The sequence below is a fragment of the Candidimonas sp. SYP-B2681 genome (assembly GCF_003971065.1).
GTDB lineage: Bacteria > Pseudomonadota > Gammaproteobacteria > Burkholderiales > Burkholderiaceae_B > Pollutimonas.
Genome location: NZ_RYDV01000002.1, coordinates 227,427 through 243,454, shown reverse-complemented (window position 1 = coordinate 243,454; position 16,028 = coordinate 227,427). Strand labels below are relative to the sequence as shown.

14 protein-coding genes are annotated in these 16,028 nt (G+C 56.2%); 5 read left to right on the top strand and 9 right to left on the bottom strand.

Going from position 1 to position 16,028, the window contains the following annotated elements; translation table 11 throughout:
* Positions 1-104: 104 nt before the first annotated feature.
* Positions 105-1,097, bottom strand: coding sequence for an isoaspartyl peptidase/L-asparaginase family protein (locus EKL30_RS05775; protein ID WP_126706247.1), 993 nt, complete (start codon positions 1,095-1,097; stop codon positions 105-107).
* 223 nt (positions 1,098-1,320) lie between these two features.
* Entirely contained in the window at positions 1,321-3,300 is a 1,980-nt protein-coding gene (locus tag EKL30_RS05770) for a BCCT family transporter (protein WP_199748493.1), read from the bottom strand.
* Between the two features lie 406 nt (positions 3,301-3,706).
* On the opposite strand from EKL30_RS05770, the gene EKL30_RS05765 reads away from it, so the two are divergent.
* The gene (locus EKL30_RS05765; RefSeq protein ID WP_126706246.1) at positions 3,707-5,248 is read left to right on the top strand and encodes a hypothetical protein; all 1,542 of its coding nucleotides are present in this window, start codon (positions 3,707-3,709) and stop codon (positions 5,246-5,248) included.
* Between the two features lie 179 nt (positions 5,249-5,427).
* Here the strand turns inward: EKL30_RS05765 and EKL30_RS05760 are convergent, their stop codons facing one another.
* Positions 5,428-6,075, bottom strand: coding sequence for a GntR family transcriptional regulator (locus tag EKL30_RS05760; RefSeq protein WP_370246224.1), 648 nt, complete (start codon positions 6,073-6,075; stop codon positions 5,428-5,430).
* 231 nt (positions 6,076-6,306) lie between these two features.
* On the opposite strand from EKL30_RS05760, the gene EKL30_RS05755 reads away from it, so the two are divergent.
* From EKL30_RS05755 to EKL30_RS05745, 3 genes are read left to right on the top strand one after another with little or no spacing between them, the layout of a single operon-like run.
* Positions 6,307-6,705 carry a carboxymuconolactone decarboxylase family protein gene (locus EKL30_RS05755; RefSeq protein ID WP_126706244.1) on the top strand — a complete coding sequence of 133 codons (399 nt, stop codon included), beginning with the start codon at positions 6,307-6,309 and terminating at the stop codon, positions 6,703-6,705.
* Positions 6,706-6,720: 15 nt separating this feature from the next.
* On the top strand, positions 6,721-7,584 hold the full coding sequence (locus EKL30_RS05750) for an NAD(P)-dependent oxidoreductase (RefSeq protein WP_126706243.1): 864 nt from the start codon (positions 6,721-6,723) through the stop codon (positions 7,582-7,584).
* Positions 7,585-7,602: 18 nt separating this feature from the next.
* Entirely contained in the window at positions 7,603-8,319 is a 717-nt protein-coding gene (locus EKL30_RS05745) for a tripartite tricarboxylate transporter substrate-binding protein (protein WP_126706242.1), read from the top strand.
* Between the two features lie 104 nt (positions 8,320-8,423).
* Here the strand turns inward: EKL30_RS05745 and EKL30_RS05740 are convergent, their stop codons facing one another.
* The 4 genes from EKL30_RS05740 to EKL30_RS05725 all read right to left on the bottom strand — a co-directional run bounded on the left by EKL30_RS05740 (position 8,424) and on the right by EKL30_RS05725 (position 12,784).
* Complete coding sequence (locus EKL30_RS05740; RefSeq protein ID WP_126706241.1) at positions 8,424-10,016, bottom strand: M81 family metallopeptidase; 1,593 nt, start codon at positions 10,014-10,016, stop codon at positions 8,424-8,426.
* A 13-nt stretch (positions 10,017-10,029) separates the two neighbouring features.
* A complete protein-coding gene (locus EKL30_RS05735) occupies positions 10,030-11,145 on the bottom strand; it encodes a tripartite tricarboxylate transporter substrate binding protein (RefSeq protein ID WP_126706240.1) in 1,116 nt (371 codons plus the stop codon).
* A 78-nt stretch (positions 11,146-11,223) separates the two neighbouring features.
* Complete coding sequence (locus EKL30_RS05730) at positions 11,224-11,649, bottom strand: RidA family protein (protein ID WP_126706239.1); 426 nt, start codon at positions 11,647-11,649, stop codon at positions 11,224-11,226.
* Positions 11,639-12,784, bottom strand: coding sequence for a DSD1 family PLP-dependent enzyme (locus EKL30_RS05725; RefSeq protein ID WP_126706238.1), 1,146 nt, complete (start codon positions 12,782-12,784; stop codon positions 11,639-11,641). The genes EKL30_RS05730 and EKL30_RS05725 overlap by 11 nt, the downstream gene beginning before the upstream one ends.
* Before the next feature lie 101 nt (positions 12,785-12,885).
* On the opposite strand from EKL30_RS05725, the gene EKL30_RS05720 reads away from it, so the two are divergent.
* The gene (locus EKL30_RS05720; protein WP_126706237.1) at positions 12,886-13,797 is read left to right on the top strand and encodes a LysR family transcriptional regulator; all 912 of its coding nucleotides are present in this window, start codon (positions 12,886-12,888) and stop codon (positions 13,795-13,797) included.
* Positions 13,798-13,886: 89 nt separating this feature from the next.
* Here EKL30_RS05720 and EKL30_RS05715 read toward each other — a convergent pair whose 3' ends face one another.
* Together EKL30_RS05715 and EKL30_RS05710 are read right to left on the bottom strand one after the other, a co-directional pair.
* Positions 13,887-14,516 (bottom strand): carbonic anhydrase, encoded by a 630-nt coding sequence (locus EKL30_RS05715; RefSeq protein WP_126706236.1) that lies wholly within the window; start codon positions 14,514-14,516, stop codon positions 13,887-13,889.
* Between the two features lie 276 nt (positions 14,517-14,792).
* On the bottom strand, positions 14,793-15,728 hold the full coding sequence (locus EKL30_RS05710) for a DUF5996 family protein (RefSeq protein WP_126706235.1): 936 nt from the start codon (positions 15,726-15,728) through the stop codon (positions 14,793-14,795).
* Positions 15,729-16,028: the final 300 nt, after the last annotated feature.

Below are 16,028 nucleotides of genomic sequence, written 5' to 3'. Positions count from 1 at the left end.
GCCCGCAGGATTCAGCCGCGGAGGATCGCCTGCCCGTGCGCGCTCGATCGGGGCTTTAATTAAGCTCGGATCTGCACTTCCGTGAATAGGGCTTTGCAATGCCATTATCCGTCCTGACTTAACAACGCTTCTTCTGGCTTGTCGTGAATGGCGACAAAAGGCTGCTCCCCTACTTTGATATAGCCGCGATACATGCCTTCGGTGTTAAACGGCAGGCTTATGTTGCCTTCGGCATCGACGGCGATCAAGCCGCCGGCCCCGGCTATGGTGGGCAACTTGTCATAAACCACCGAATGGGTTGCCTCTTCCAACGTTCGACCTGCGTACTCCATCTGGGCCGATACGTCGTAGGCGGCGACCATCCGTATGAACATTTCGCCCGTCCCGGTGGTTGACACCGCGCAGCTGCGATTGTTTGCATAACAACCCGCGCCTATCATCGGTGCGTCGCCTACGCGACCAGGCTGTTTGTTAGTCATACCGCCCGTGGAAGTGGCCGCGGCCAAGTTACCGTGACTATCCAGTGCGACCGCGCCCACCGTGCCGAGCTTTTTGTCTTCGTCCAGAGGCGCGGCCGACAAAGACTGTGCATCGTGATCAAGTACCATTCCACCGCCCAGAGTGCGCTGGACGCGGTCCAGTTGCTCGCGGCGCGCCGTCGTCGAGAAGAAGGCGGGATCAACGCACTCCAGGCCCTGCTCACGCGCGAAGTCATCGGCGCCGGTTCCTACAAGGAATACGTGAGAACTGCGCTCCATCACCGCGCGGGCGGCCAGAATCGGGTTACGCACGGTTGTCACGTTGGCGATAGCGCCGCTTTGCAGCGTCTTGCCGTTCATGATCGATGCATCCAATTCATGCTTGCCGGCACTGGTGAATACGGCGCCATATCCCGCGTTAAACAAAGGGCATTCTTCGAGCAAGCGCACCGCTTCGGTCACGGCATCCAGGGCCGAGCCGCCAATGGCCAAAATTGCGCCCGCCTCGTTCAAAATCTGGCGTAATGCGTCTTCGTATTGCTGGCGGACCTCTGGCGTCGTTTCCGTGCGAGGGATGGCGCCAGCGCCACCATGAATTACCAATACAGGTTTGATCATCCGCTTTGTTCCTCGAGATCCATCTTGTCACCCCAGGTCGGTCATGGCATGACCCATTCGGTTTACAACGCCGCCGTGGTCAGTGAGTCTTTGGACCGGGGGGCCACCACCCTAGCTTGGATGCAGGTCAATTTACATCGAAATTAAGATCATGAAAAAAATATTTACCTAGGGGAAGTCACCTACTCTAGATCTGACTTTGAGTCGGCTCAATGGCAAATAGTCACATAGTCGTATCCGGATCCAACACATAAAGGTAATGGCGGAAACGATCATAATGATTGATGACGTCAGCCGCCACCTGATCGCTGTTATATCCATAAATATCGTAACCGCGCCCGCCCTTATTAAGAAAAACCTCTGCCCGATAAAAGCGCTTCTTTTCCCCTTCGCCCCGCGCTGCATCGGAAAGGGCAAACGCGGGTATGGGCTGGCTGATCATCCGCACTGCATAGGTGAAGTCTTCGGCTTCGTCGCCATGGTGGACAATAAGTTGCGCGCCATCGTCAAGGCGCACCACCTCTGCAGCAATGCCCCGTTTCTGCAGTTCCGATGCCACCAAATCAAAGGCCGCGATCACTTCCTTGGCAATGTAGTTATTAGCTCGCGTCTTGGTCGGATGGCTGACGATATGATTGAGGCGCTGCCTTAACGACAGGCCCCCTTGTGAGGTCATCAACGGCGCTGTCGGCAGGGTCCTGCTTTCCTGTATGGTGATTTCGTCGCGCAGTCCCTTCAAGATGCCGTAACACATGATCAGCATGAGAATACAAAACGGGAAGGCAGCGATAACGGCTGCGGCTTGTAAGGCCTCGAGGCCCCCGGCCAGTAGAAGGCAACCGGCGATGGCTCCGCAGGCAAGTGCCCAGAAAACACGCAGCCACAACGGAGGCTCTTCGTCCCCCTTGGATGTAATCATCGAAACCACCAGCGCCCCAGCGTCGGATGCCGTCACAAAATAGACGGCAACCAGCAAGCCCGTGATCCAGGCAAGCAACCGCGACCAAGGCATGAAATCGAAGACCGTGAACAAGGCGATCGGCATATTGCCTGCAACGGTCTGCGCGATCTGTCCGTTCGCCACGTGCACGTCGAGCCAGATGGCCAGGTCACCAAAAATAGTAAACCAGATAAAACTGAAGCCAGCCGGAGCGAAAAGAACCCCTAACAAGAACTGACGGATTGTTCTGCCGCGCGATATTCTTGCTATGAACATGCCGACAAATGGCGACCACGATATCCACCAGCCCCAATAGAAGATGGTCCAGTCCCCGACCCATTTGGTTGGCTCGTAGGCATAGACATGAAAAGTGCGGGCGACAAAGGTGTGTATATAGATGCCTATATTTTCGACCAGGGCTCCAAGCAGAAATCGGGTCGGACCAAGGATCACAATAAGCAACATCAATATGCCCGACACGATAATGATCAGCTCACTTAGGCGCCGGATACCGTTGTCCAGCCCCGTAGCGACCGTTATGGTGGCAAGCGCAGTAACGACCGCGATAAGTACGAGCTGCGTCAGAACATTTTGCGGCATATCGAACAGATAATTCATGCTGGCGTTCAATTGCGAAACGCCCAGTCCTAAAGAGGTTGCGAGCCCAGCCAAGGTGCCGACCACCGCGAAGATATCGATACAGTCACCCAAGGGGCCATGGATGCGATCGCCTACGATCGGATGAAAAGCGGACCGGATAGCCAGGGGCTGATTGCGCCTGTATCCGAAATAAGCCAGAGAAAGCCCTAACACCGCATAGATCGCCCATGCGTGCACGCCCCAATGAAAGAAGGTGATGCCCATAGCGTCGCGTGCCGCCTGCGCCGACCGGGGCACCGCGTCGGGAGGCTGTGCAAAATGCATGATGGGTTCTGCTACACCATAGAACACGATCCCGATGCCCATGCCCGCGCTAAATAGCATGGCGACCCAGGTGCCATATTTGTAATCGGGTACAGAGTCGTCAGGCCCCAGTTTCACCTTGCCCAAGGAGCTCATCGCCAGGCCCAGCAGGAAGATCACGAAGATCCCAACGGAAAGCATATAAAACCAGCCTGCTTCAGCAATGATCCAGGCGTTAGCGCCAGAAAAAATAGCAGCGGCCGATTGCGGCCATATTGAAGCGTAGACAATAAGGCCTAGCGCAATGACGGCGGAACCGATGAAGGTAACGGGTGCGATGCCAGTATCGTCGAGTCGCAAAATGATCACCTTTAGGCGAGGTTCTACAATTAAGTGCGCGCCCTTCTCATGCTGTGTCAGCAGAGACGTGCCGGCCGTTTGTCTTGAGCATAGCGTACTGACTTATTTTCACTGAAGTCGCGGTCCCGCGGCCGTTCATGCGGAAGCCTTAATTGCAACCGGACGTTTCTGAGCTAGGCGAAGATTCGGCCGAACTCCTACAACCCAACTGCCTAGGATAAATAGCCATTGTGCGCAAATCGCGTCGGAATAGCCGTGCTAGATTATTTACATTTGCACCAGAAGACGGCGCAAAGGATACAAAGGGTCATATTGCCCCGATTGCTCATTGTTAGGATCCGGCCTGGTACCAGTCCGCGCGGCATCCGCGCGTTACTTATCTGTCCCGACTCTTTATGAGGTAATTATGGCATCAGTATTCAGCAACTCATCTGCTCACGCCGCTGCATTTGGCGACGTCGTTGACATCTCCAAGAACGGAGCGGGCAAGGCATTCGGCGCCTCTCAACGCTCGAATAACCACAATAAAAATGATCAGGGAAACGGGCCTGGCAATGGAAATGGAAATGGGAACGGAAACGGAAACGGGAACGGTAACGGTAACGGTCTAGGAAACGGAAACGGCAATGGAAACGGAAACGGTCTAGGAAACGGTAATGGTTGGGGCAACGGTAACGGCCCCATCAACAAGAACCCAAACTTATTCGCGGCCGAATTGACCGATGCCAGTGGTACAGCAACCTTTGTGACAGCCTTTGGCAACATCCCTGTGCAATGGTCTGGCGACGGAGAGGCTTTGGCGCGTCGTCAGGGCGACAAACTCACGCTTAATCTGACAGGCGAGTTGTTATTGACCAGTCCCAATGGGCAAGAATTTTCCATCACTCCTTCGGACTTGCTGCGTTTGCGCGACGGCGCGGGCGAAACCGGCGAGCTGACACTGAAAGACATCCAACATGCTGCGGCACCGCTAATCGAATATATGGCAAAACGCGGCATAGACGTGACCGGCGCCAGCCTGAATGGCGAAACACTGAGCTTCGTTTTTGACATATCCGACGCAGCTCTGCCGCATAACATGTCGCTAAACGACGCCTTCACCAACAGCGTTATTGATCTGACGGTGGTAAGCCAGGTTATGAAGAATCTGGTCGTCGACCTTATCATGACAGAGGGCGCGATTGACTTGGGGACAAGTTTCCCGATAGGTCAGTTCGTGGACGAAGTGATTGTAGAGGGCGGCGGGACGCTGAAACTCGGTACCATTACGATCGATTCAGAGGGGTCTTCCACGTTTAACACCGCCACGTTGACCACCAGCGTCGATGCTGACATCGTGATTGACGCCGGTGCATCGAACCTACCCGGCTGGTCTGTCACTCTGGGTGATGGCGATGACAGCATCAGCCTGCGTGTCGATTCTGATGATGGAGTGATCGATTCCGGCGTTAGTACCGGCCGACAGATCGATTTGGGCGCTGGAAACAATGCGCTCTACCTGACAGGCAGCCTGGGAGTGACGATCGAGGCACAAAAAGGCGACAACTGGATTCAGTTTACAGAGGAAGTGTCCAACCTGGCGGATGTCAGCAGTGAAGCGGGCATTCGTGCCGGCGTCATCAATGTAAGGGACTTCAACACGGGCGACACACTGGCCTTTGGCGAACATGCCGACGGCGCAGATCCTCGCGAGCTTACCGGTCCGGTTCTTAAAGGTGAACAAGTCGATATCACCATGGACGCCGCTGCCAGCCTTCTGGTCAAGCTGCAAACCGCCGCCGCCAGTATCGAGGTGGATAGCTGGACAACCTTCCAGCATGAAGATGACACCTTCGTTTTTGTACAGAACGGTACAGGCGAGCTCGAAACGGGTGATGGATTGATCCAGTTAGTCGGCTACACAGGCGAGCTGAACAACAGCAACTTCGTTGTGCCTGCTGCTGCCTAAACGGCTAAAGCCTGGACGGTTGCCAGCGCGATCATCGGAGCCTGAGCGGCCAGATCTAAGCCCTTGGCTAACCACTCCAGGCTTTATGCCGTCATATCGAAAGCGAGCTCGCTGTCTTTGATGTTGGCACGGCTACGTATTTGATTCCACCTAAGCCATAAGGCGCCGCCGCATCTTACTTATATAGTGCGGAGCAAATTTTGCGCGGACTTTTGCACATGAAGCTCGCACAGCTTCTCTACCGCCTCGGGTTCGCCTGCGTCAATAGCGGCTACGATGGCCTCGAGCTCTTTTATGGTCTCATGCAAACGTCCGGCCTGCGCCATTGAAATACGACGAAGAATCGTTACTCGATTGTTCAGCTGTCGCAACATCGCCCCGGCGAATTCGTTATGGGCGCCTTCCACCAAGATCGCGTAAAACTCGTTCTTCAGCCGAAGAAGCCCCGGATGTTCGGGCTGATCCACATAGTCGGAAAGCTGCTTAACCTTACTTCTGAGGCTGGCCTTTTCTTCGGGGGTGGCGTTGGTGCAAAAGCTTGCGCCCACCAGCCCCTCCAGTTTTTGTCGGACGGCATAAATCTGCACCACCTCTTCTTTAGAAATGGCGGCGACCTCAGGCCCCTTGTGCGGAATGATGTTGATAAGGCCTTCGCTTTGCAGATGTTGCAGCGCTTCGCGCACGCAAGATCGGCTGACATCAAGCTGCTCGCACAATTCGCGCTCTATCAATTTCTGTCCGGGCACGAAAGCACCGCTCATGATGGCTTCGCGCATGGAATCCGCTGCGCGCTCCTTAAGCAGTGTCTGGGCCCGCGATACACGCATTGCACCCTCCATTGAGCCCTCCGTAATGTAGCTGCAATTGCGGAATATTGTCTGACAATAAGCCGCCAACAGCAAGTTTCTTTTATTTATGTACGCCGCGCTTCAGTATCCCGAGCGCATCTAAGGGTTAGTCATAGGTATGATTGTCTGACAATCATACGCTATTATTTTCTCTGCTTCGCTTGCGTCGAACAAACACTAAACAGATATTCACTCTTAAGGATTCTTAGCATGACACGCGAATACGCCCCAAAAAACCCTGAACTCTTCGAACAAGGGCTGGAAACACGCCGCGCCGTGCTCGGCACCGAATACGTCGACGCCTCCATCAAGAACGCGACGGACTTCAATATTGATATGCAGGAATTGGTCACCCAGTACTGCTGGGGCGACGTCTGGAATCGGCCTGGCCTCGACCGTAAAACGCGTTCTTTCCTGAACCTGGCGATGATCACCGCGCTGAACCGCCCCCATGAATTAAAGCTGCACGTCCGCGGCGCAATCAATAACGGTCTTACCAAGGACGAGATCAAGGAAGTTTTCCTGCAGGCTGGAATCTATTGCGGCGTGCCTGCGGCGATCGACTCTTTCCGTGTGGCCAGTGAAGTATTCAAAGAAATGAACATCTAACCAGGGGGGCCGAACATGAGCAAGATCGCTTTTATCGGCTTAGGCATGATGGGCGCCCCCATGGCTCATCTGCTACATCAGGCCGGCCACAGCCTCACTGTCAAGGACGCGAATCCCGCGGTAGTCGCGCAATTCCTGAGTGAGCACGCCGGTGCAACCGCAGCCAGCTCGGACGAGCAGATCGCCAGTAACGACTTCATTATCACCATGCTGCCAAGTTCCAGCATTGTGGATGTGGTGGTTGGACCTCTGTTGCCCCACCTGCGTTCTGGCACCACCATCATCGAAATGAGTTCGGCAGATCCCATGCAAACTCGTGAGCTAGCGGCCAAAGTCAACGCTACGGGTGCCGCTTTGATAGACGCCCCCGTGTCCGGCGGCGTCAAGAAGGCGGTCGATGGAAGCCTGGCCATCATGGTGGGCGGCGAAGAGGCCAATGTGAAGGCGTGCCTTCCCGTGTTAGAAAGCATGGGCTGGAACATTACCCATGTGGGGCGTGTGGCGTCCGGCCATGCGCTTAAGGCGTTGAACAACTACGTTTCCGCAGCGGCGCTAATTGCCACTGCAGAAGCGATTCATGCCGGCAAAGCCTTTGGCATAGACCCCATCACCATCGTCGATGTCATCCAGGCATCGACCGGCCGTAACAACACGACGGAGAACAAAGCGAAGCAATACATGCTGAACGGCGCTTTCAACTCGGGCTTCTCACTGGCTTTACAAGCTAAAGACGTAGGGATCGCCGCCGCGCTCGGGGAAGCGATGCAGGTCAACATGGAATTGGGTAAACACGTGGCCGCCCTGACCAGTGAAGCCTCTGAATCGCTAGGCCCTAAGGCGGATCACACGGAGCTGTACCGTTACGTACAAACTGACTAAACCCATAAGCCGGCCGTGATGGTAGTGCCCTACGCGCCGGGCATCGCCACCGCGCCGGCGCTCTATGACAATTTAAGCTTTAATGCACGCAGCGACCTGGAGCCTATCGCACTGACAGGTGACGTACCCATGATCCTGGTGCGCAACAAAAACTTCGCGCCTGCCACCGTGCCTGATTTAATCAAGCACATGAAGGAAAACCCCGGAAAGGTCAACTTATCGCACGCTGGCGTGGGCGCTACCTCGCACCTGTGCGCGCTGCTGTTTACCCAAACTGCTCAAGTCACAGCTACGATGGTGCCCTACCGTGGCACCGGCCCAGCCTTGCAGGATCTTGTAGCCGGCAACGTGGATCTTATATGCGACCAACCGGTGGCCACCGGCCCTCACATCCGGGCGGGCTCGCTCAAGCCTTACGCCCTGGCGACGGCCGATCGCATTCGCATCATGCCTGAAGTTCCTACCTTTAAAGAGCAGGGGCTGGACAATTTTGAACTCGCGGTCTGGCATGGCGTCTACGCGCCTAAAGATACGCCCAAAGCCATAATTGACCGGCTGAATAAGAGTATACGTAGCGCTTTTGCGGAGCCCGCTCTCATCAAGCGATTAAATGATATGGGCGTCGTGATCCCCGAAGGCGCACGGCTGGAGCCTAAGGCGCTGGGTGAACACTTGAAGGCGGATATCCAGCGTTGGGATCCTGTGATCAAGGCGTCGGGTGCGAAGGCGGGATAATTGATAAAGTGGGCAAGGATACTTAATTCCGGGACCGAGTCTTCTATAGGAGCAGGCCGTCCGAAGCGAGGCGGCCCTATGAGCATATGTGCACTCAATGCTGTTCAAGAAAGCCCGGTCTTCTCCTGGACCTGGGAATCGGCGACCTTTTGAACCAGCTTGGACAGCAGCCGGATCTGCGGTGTCCATTCTGCTAGGTCATCAAGGGGAACAACGGGGCGTGGCAGACGCTTAAAATCGAAACGGGACAGAATCGGCGATGTCAGTCCAGGGGCGTCCACATTCACTATTTGTTCTGAATCAAAAAATTCATCGAACGCCGCGCGGAAATGCCCGCGCGATTTCACGACGATGGTCCGCACCGAACCAATGTCGATCCCAAACATTTCGAAGAACGCTGGCTCGTGACATTGATGGCGATTGGTTATCACGACCACTTGCAGGCCATCTATTTGCAACAGCGCGGAGGGTCCCAGGTTAAAGCTACAACCCCCTAGTTGTCCCCTGCGTCCGACGCCTTTGCCGGAGTGCAGCTGAAGAACGGTAGCAGTGGCATCGAATGCCTCGGAATACACAGTTGTTTCCGCACGATTGAACCGGGCGGTAAACGAAGCTCCGGCGCCAAGGGCGTGAGCTTGGGCGCTTAGCTCCGGGTCCGTGACCACGCCCAGCGTTGCGTTTCTGACATTCTCTTTCAAAAACGCCTGCAGAATAAAGGGGGTGTTGCCTCGTCCGCCGCCGCCTGGGTTGTCCGCCACATCGGCCAATAGAACAGTGGGAAGTGCCGGATTGTCGCCTGCGGCCTTGGCCAATGCCACGGCTTGTTCCAGGGGCGTCAGCTCAGGTGTGAAGGCGGCGCGTCCCAGCCAGGCCGGAGTACTTAAGTCAATCGCGACCTGGCGTGCAAACTGGGCATCGTTGCGGGTCGAAACAATGACCGTCAAGCCGTTTTTAGGCGTGTCTCCGTAAGCGAATCCACCTACAACTGAAATATTGACGATTCGCGGATCGACCAGTGCTTCGGCGGCTTGAATCATGTCGGCATAGGGACCTGTCCCCGGCGCCGTCAGCAACTGAGTCGGCGGCGCGCAAATAGGCATGCGTACATGAGCGACGGTGACGAGCATACCTTGTAAGAGGTCCCTGAGTATGTCGGCCGCGTCTGCCCCGCGATCGGCCATATCGGTATGCGGATTGCGGCGATATGAGATGAGCGTGTCTACAGCGTCAACCATGCGATCGGACACATTTGCATGCAGGTCGACGGTCGCGACAATGGGCACCGCCGGGCCCACCACCGATCTGACCATCTCGAAGACCAGTCCGTCTGGGTCGTCTTCCGCGGTGGTGATGGCCGCGCCATGTTCGCAAATATAGACGGCATCCAGAGGCAAGGCGGAACGCAGGCCCCGCTCCATTTCGGCCAGTGTTTCTGCGAAGAAAGCATGATCGACGGGCCCGCCCGATTCTGCGTTGGCGAAAAGGATGGGCACCGGCGTCCATGCGCCATGGTGATCCATGCGCCGTATAAAGGCGGGGATCTCTGGCGTTATGGCGGGCGCCGGACTGCGGGCGTCCGCCAGCAGTTGTTCCCCGCCCAAGTAGGCGCGGCCGATGAAGTCGGCCCGTGTGGCCACGGGAGCAAAACGGTTCGACTCGATGGCAAAGCCTAGGATTGCAATTCTGGAGTTAGACATAGTCGCAGAATTCTCAGTTCTGTTTAGGGATGTTCGCAGTTTCAATGACTTGAGCCCATTTTTTCTGCTCGCTGGATATAAAGCGCACGAAGTCGTCGCGTGTGCCTGTGGCTGGTGATGCATTGGCATTGGCCAGAGCGGTGCGGATGCTTTCTGTCTTCATCACTTTTTCTAGTGCGGTGCTAAGCTGGTCAACAATGGGCTGCGGCGTCCCCTTCGGGAATAACAGGCCACCCCATGACACATTTTCGTAGCCTTTTAACCCCAGCTCGTCCAGAGTTGGCAAATTGGGATATTGGGGGATGCGCTCGCGACTGGTGATTGCCAACGCACGCAATTTTCCGCTTTGAACTAACGGCCAGGCCACCGATATATTGCTGAAGGTGTAGTCGAGCCGCCCGCCGGCCAAGTCTGTTAGTGATGCCGGATCGCCGTTATAAGGAATGAACAGCACATCGGCGCCCGTCATCTTCTTGAATAATTCGCCGCCCATGTGGCCGCTGCTGCCAATACCTGCTGCAGCATACGACAGCTGGCCGGGCTTCTTTTTGGCTAGTGCGATGAGCTCATCGACATTCTTGACGGGGGAATCGGCTCGAACTACCAGTACGTTATACGTCGAGAACATTTGACCGACAGGAATGAAGTCCCCTTGCGGATCGTAGGGGAGCTTCGTGAACAGACCTGGGTTAACAGCCAAAGTGTTGATATTTCCATAGCCCAGCGTATATCCGTCCGGCGCAGAACGGCTCAGCTGAGTCATGCCAATATTGCCGGAAGCGCCGGGGCGATTATTGATAATAAATGTGGCATTGGTAGCTTTTGCCAAATGATCCAACACAATGCGGCTTAATACGTCGGCCGATCCACCGGCGGCGGAGGCGACAATGACCGTGACTGGTTTTTGAGGCCACGCATCGTGCGCTGTCTGTGCGAACGAGGAAGTACCCCAGACTGCAGCAAAGGTGAATATGGCAGCTGTTTTAAAAGAGAGCGGGATGAGCTTACCAGTTTGGTTTAGCACGCCGAGCGGTTTACGCTGGTTGTGAAGCCTAGAACATGCTTTTTCACTGTTGACTGGACCAGATTCTGACGAGATGTGATTAGCAATTAATTGTTCGAATTTCATTTTGTCTCCGAAATTTGTCCGGGCATTGTTCACTGCTCAGTGCCAAGACTGCTATGTTGTGGCCAAGACTGACCGAATTTATTGTTGTGTTGATGAAATTTGTTCGCCCACAAGCGCTACGGCCTCTACTTCCACTTTGAGGCCGAAGTGCAATGGCCCTGTCGGAACCACGGCGCGTGCCGGGCGTGCATCGCCTGCCCACTTTGCGTAAAGGGTGTTGAATTCGGGCCAGTTTTCAACCGAATCAATGTAAACGCGTACCTGAACCAGGCGATCAATGCCGCTACCCGCGGCGATCAGTGTGGTTTCCAGATTCGTCAAAACTCGGGTGACCTGCACGTCGAACGCGGCATCGACTAGCCGGCTACCGTCCGGGGCGATGGGCAGCAATCCGGAGACAAACACGAAACCATTGGCTATTGTTGCGTGACTATAGTGACCACCAGGCGCCGCCATGCCTGCCGGAGCAAGCTTTTTCACGTCGGTTTTCATGTCACCAGCCATGGATACGCTCCCAGGTTGATATTTCCCCGTTTTCGGAAACGGCGTGATATTCAGGAAACTGTGCGCCGGTGGCGCAGGCGTGGTTGGGCAAAATTCGAAGCTGCGTGCCTACCGGAAACTGAGTTGCGATGTCCAGATCGGGTGTACCCTCGCGGGATAGAATGCCATGCTCCTGATTGGCGCCGCTAAGCAAATAGCCCGGCAAGATTTCGCCCTGTAGATTGCAAACCTGGCCGTAACCAAAATCCCGCTTTTGATTTTGTGTACCGCGGTCACGGCTCATGGCCATCCAGCCGGCGTCGACGATGGCCCAGCCCTTCTCGACCTGGTGACCGATCACGGTTGTCAGTACGCTTAGCGCAATATCGTTTGCAGTACAAACCCCCACGTTATGCATGACCAGATCAAAAAACACATAGACGCCAGCGCGTACCTCGGTCACGCCATCAAGCCGCTCGGCTGAAAGCGCGGTGGGTGTAGACCCTATGCTAACTACCGGGCATGGCAGGTGAGCTGCACGCAGCCGCTCGGCCGCATGGACGCAAGCGAGTCGTTCTTGTTCGGCCACAGCACAAAGCGCTTCCGGCGTGTCAAAGTCGTAACTAGACCCGGCATGCGTCATGACTCCGCCCAACACCATACCGCTGCCGTGCAGCGCACGACCTACCTCGAGCAGCGCGGGATCGTCGGGTTTGATGCCAGAGCGATGGCCGTCGCTATCGATTTCTATCCATACTTCGAATACTTCATCCTGCTCATTCCCGAAGGCCGCGATGGCCATTGCCGAAGCCACGCTATCCGTGATGATTTTCAGATTGCAGCCGCGTCGTCGCAACGCCAGCACTTGGGGCAACTTGCCGGGCGTCATTCCAACCGCGTAAAGGATATCGGTAATGCCGTCTGCATAGAACTGCGAAGCTTCTTTAAGCGTGGACACCGTTATTCCTTGCGCACCTGCAGCAAGCTGCGCGCAGGCCACCGGGGCGCATTTGCTTGTCTTCACGTGTGGCCGGAAGCGTACGCCAAACGCGTCCATGCGCTTTTGCATGCGCTCTATATTGTGCTGCATGCGGGGCAGGTCGATCAGCGCGGCGGGGGTGTCCAGGGTGGCCAGAGCGAGCAAAATAGTCTCCATTAGTATTGGGCGGGTCGAAAAACAGTATCCTGCACTGACTGTAGGCGCTTTAGTTGTAGCTGTGATTCAATAAAAACACATCAATCATTAAGCTAAATTGAATGATCCGCATCGAAGACCTGCAACTGGCGGTTGCCCTGGCGAAATCCCCGTCGCTTAGTGCGGCCGCGCGTACGCTGAATGTGACACCGTCAGCGCTATCTATGCGCCTGCGCAAATTGGAAGCGACTCTTGGCCTGGCACTTGCTACGCGTACCGCGCGGCGCCTGAGCCTGACACCCGAAGGAGAACGTTTTGCCCGCGAGGGGTCCGTGCTTCTGGCGCAGCTAGAGGCGCTGCCGGAATCTTTCCAGCGCGAAGATAGACGCCTGACAGGCACGCTGCGCGTTGTAGCGCCCTTTGGCTACGGGCGGCACCGCATCGCCCCCCTTATGGCTCGCTTTGGCAAGCTGCATCCTGGTCTTTGCTTGCAACTGGATCTGCGGGAAGCGCCCTGGCCTGACCGACAAGATGCCGACGTCGTAGTGCATATCGGGACAGTCCGCGATTCCTCTTGGGTGGCTCGTCCGCTGGCCCGCAACGAACGCTGGCTATGCGCCAGCCCTGCCTATCTGCGCCTTCGCGGCGTGCCGCATACCCCGCGTGACCTGCTTGCCCACGACTGCATCTGTATTCGGGAAAACGACGAAGATATGACGCTATGGTCCTTTCGGCGGGTGTCCGCTGATCTGAATGAGCGCACCGCCGCTCGGGAATCATTGCGTATCGAGCCGGCTTTTTTAACCAACGATGGCAGCACGGCCCGTTTTTGGGCCGAGCAGGATTTGGGCTTGGTATTGCGCTCCGAATGGGACGTAGCGGAATCGGTCACGCGAGGAACGTTAGTAAGGGTGTTGGAGCAATGGCGATTTGATAATGCGCCTGTGATGCTCCTCGTGCCGACGCGTAAAGGGCGCTCAGCACGCGTGCAGGCGCTTTTGCAGTTTTTGGAGGACACCTTGGGACGTGGATAGCTCCCGAAAAGGTCATTCGGGGCAATTACCATTTACGCTTCAAACGGTGAATAGCACTACGCTAGGCGCTAAACACAACGTCCGCTACGCTACAGCGGTGCAAACCTTCCCGTGGCGCGATCGCGGATGAACAGAAGTCCGGTCGCTACACCAAAGTATGCGCCATGGAGTTCCAGCGTACCCTTTTCAACCGCCTCGCGAACCGCCGGAAATGTCATCAGATTGTTCAGGCTATATTCAACGACACCCCACTCGAGCCGCTGTATCCAGCCTTCCCGGTCTTCCGTGGGTGGACCAACGCGCTCCGCCACCGGCGCAATCTGCGACATCCACTTGCCAATGAAATCGGGCTTCGTCAACGGAGCGGCATGGTTCGCGTAAGCCGCGACTCCCCCGCATTTAGCATGACCAAGCACCACGATGTGCTTAACCTTCAAAGCGTTGACCCCGAACTCGATGGCGGCACTGGTGCCGTGGAACGACGTTACGGCATCCGGCTCGCAGGGCGGAACCAGGTTGGCGATGTTGCGAATGACGAAAATCTCGCCAGGGTCAGCGTCGAAAATCGTTTCGGGTGCGACACGCGAGTCACCGCAGCCAATGACCATAATTTCTGGATGCTGCCCATTTTTGGCAAGCTCTTCATAGCGCTCACGTTCATGAGGCAGGCGACCCCCGAGAAACGAATGGTAGCCCTCCGTCAGCCTTGCTGGAAACATATTTACTTCCTCTTTATTTAATCCACCAGGATTTTACGCCTGTGTCGCCATGGCAGGATTGAATCCAGTTCAATTTAATCCCTAAATCGGAATGCGAGCAGCCGTGGTGACGGGCGAGCACGTCGACAAGATACTTGGCAGGCAAAGTTACACAGGGAGCGCGATCGCGCTTATGCGAACGACCGGGTCCCTATACGTTATTTTTCGAATTCGAGCGGGAAGGCCCGGTCGAGTGCCCAGGCACCAGCACCGTGACATCCATATGTACCCCTTCACTCACACGGGTCGGGGTCGTCGGGGCATGCCGGTGGCGCACTCCAGAGCGCTGCGGTCCCATTCGCCCAGATCAGCAGCCGCCCGGTACGTGCTTTCAAGAAAAGCGATCAAGGCGGCTTCAGGATCCTTCGAGCACCGTACCGCCTCGTAGGGAAGCACGAACTCCCCCAGGCTCGCATCAAAATAGGCCGCTTCAGGTTCTACTGCGGCGTCGGCAAAGCGTGGCGGCGCAGGGTAGCTGTAGGAATAGAAAGCCGGAAAATCGACGCCGCCCCCGCCCGGCCAGAAACCCGCCGACGAAACCTCGTGGCTGTAGGCCTCGCGGGTAACATCATCGGGTAATCCCGCCGCGCCACCCGGGTGTCGCGGCGCGGCCCGCCCGGAGAAACGGGTCACCGCCAAATCAAAGCTACCCCAGAAAAGATGAACGGGACTGACCTTGCCGAGAAACGAGGTCCGAAAGCGCTTAAACACGCGATCTACATGGGCGCACGCATGGAAGTAACGGGTCACCGCCTCGGCATCGTACGGCCGCTCCGCATGATCGTCGACAAAGGGAATCGGGTTGGGCACCTCGTTCGGGCGGCCGTGAAAATTTGTTGCGGCCCCAAGTTCGCGTAAGACATCGGTAAATCGCTCGTGGAAAGCTGCGACTGACATCGGAGCGAGTTTGAACCGTGCTGCCCTCCCCCCAGTTCCTAAGCCAATCACCGCGTGGTCGATCAGGTCGAGCATGATCTCCACGTCGCCAGACGCTTCGGGAACGGGTGAGGTAGTAAAGCCGCGCGCATTGACATAAAGGGTCGCATGCCAGGAATGATTTACCCACGGCGTGCGGGCGAGCCGGTACTTGCCAAGGATTTGCGTATAGAGATGAAGCGCAGAACAGGTATCGCGCCAGGGCGCGTAGGGGATCTTCGGCCAAGGAAGCGTCATATTCGTCAGTAATCCTATAGCATGTCGCCGTTTTTATGCCGCTCCAGGCTGCTCTCGCCCCTTCGGCTCAGCTAACGCCAGCATGTCGCATGCCAGCAGCGTGACGCCGCGGAGTATATTTAACGACTGCCAATGCTCGACAGCGCTGCCTAGAGGACCGCCGCGTCGTGAAGCTCGAACTTGCTGCAATGGGGCAGAAGTTGTGGCCCGTATATTGCCGGCAGTGGTCGTACACAAAACCGCTATTTGGAACGATTCCGTAAAGCTGAAATCGAAACCCTGGCGGAGCTGCTGCAGCGC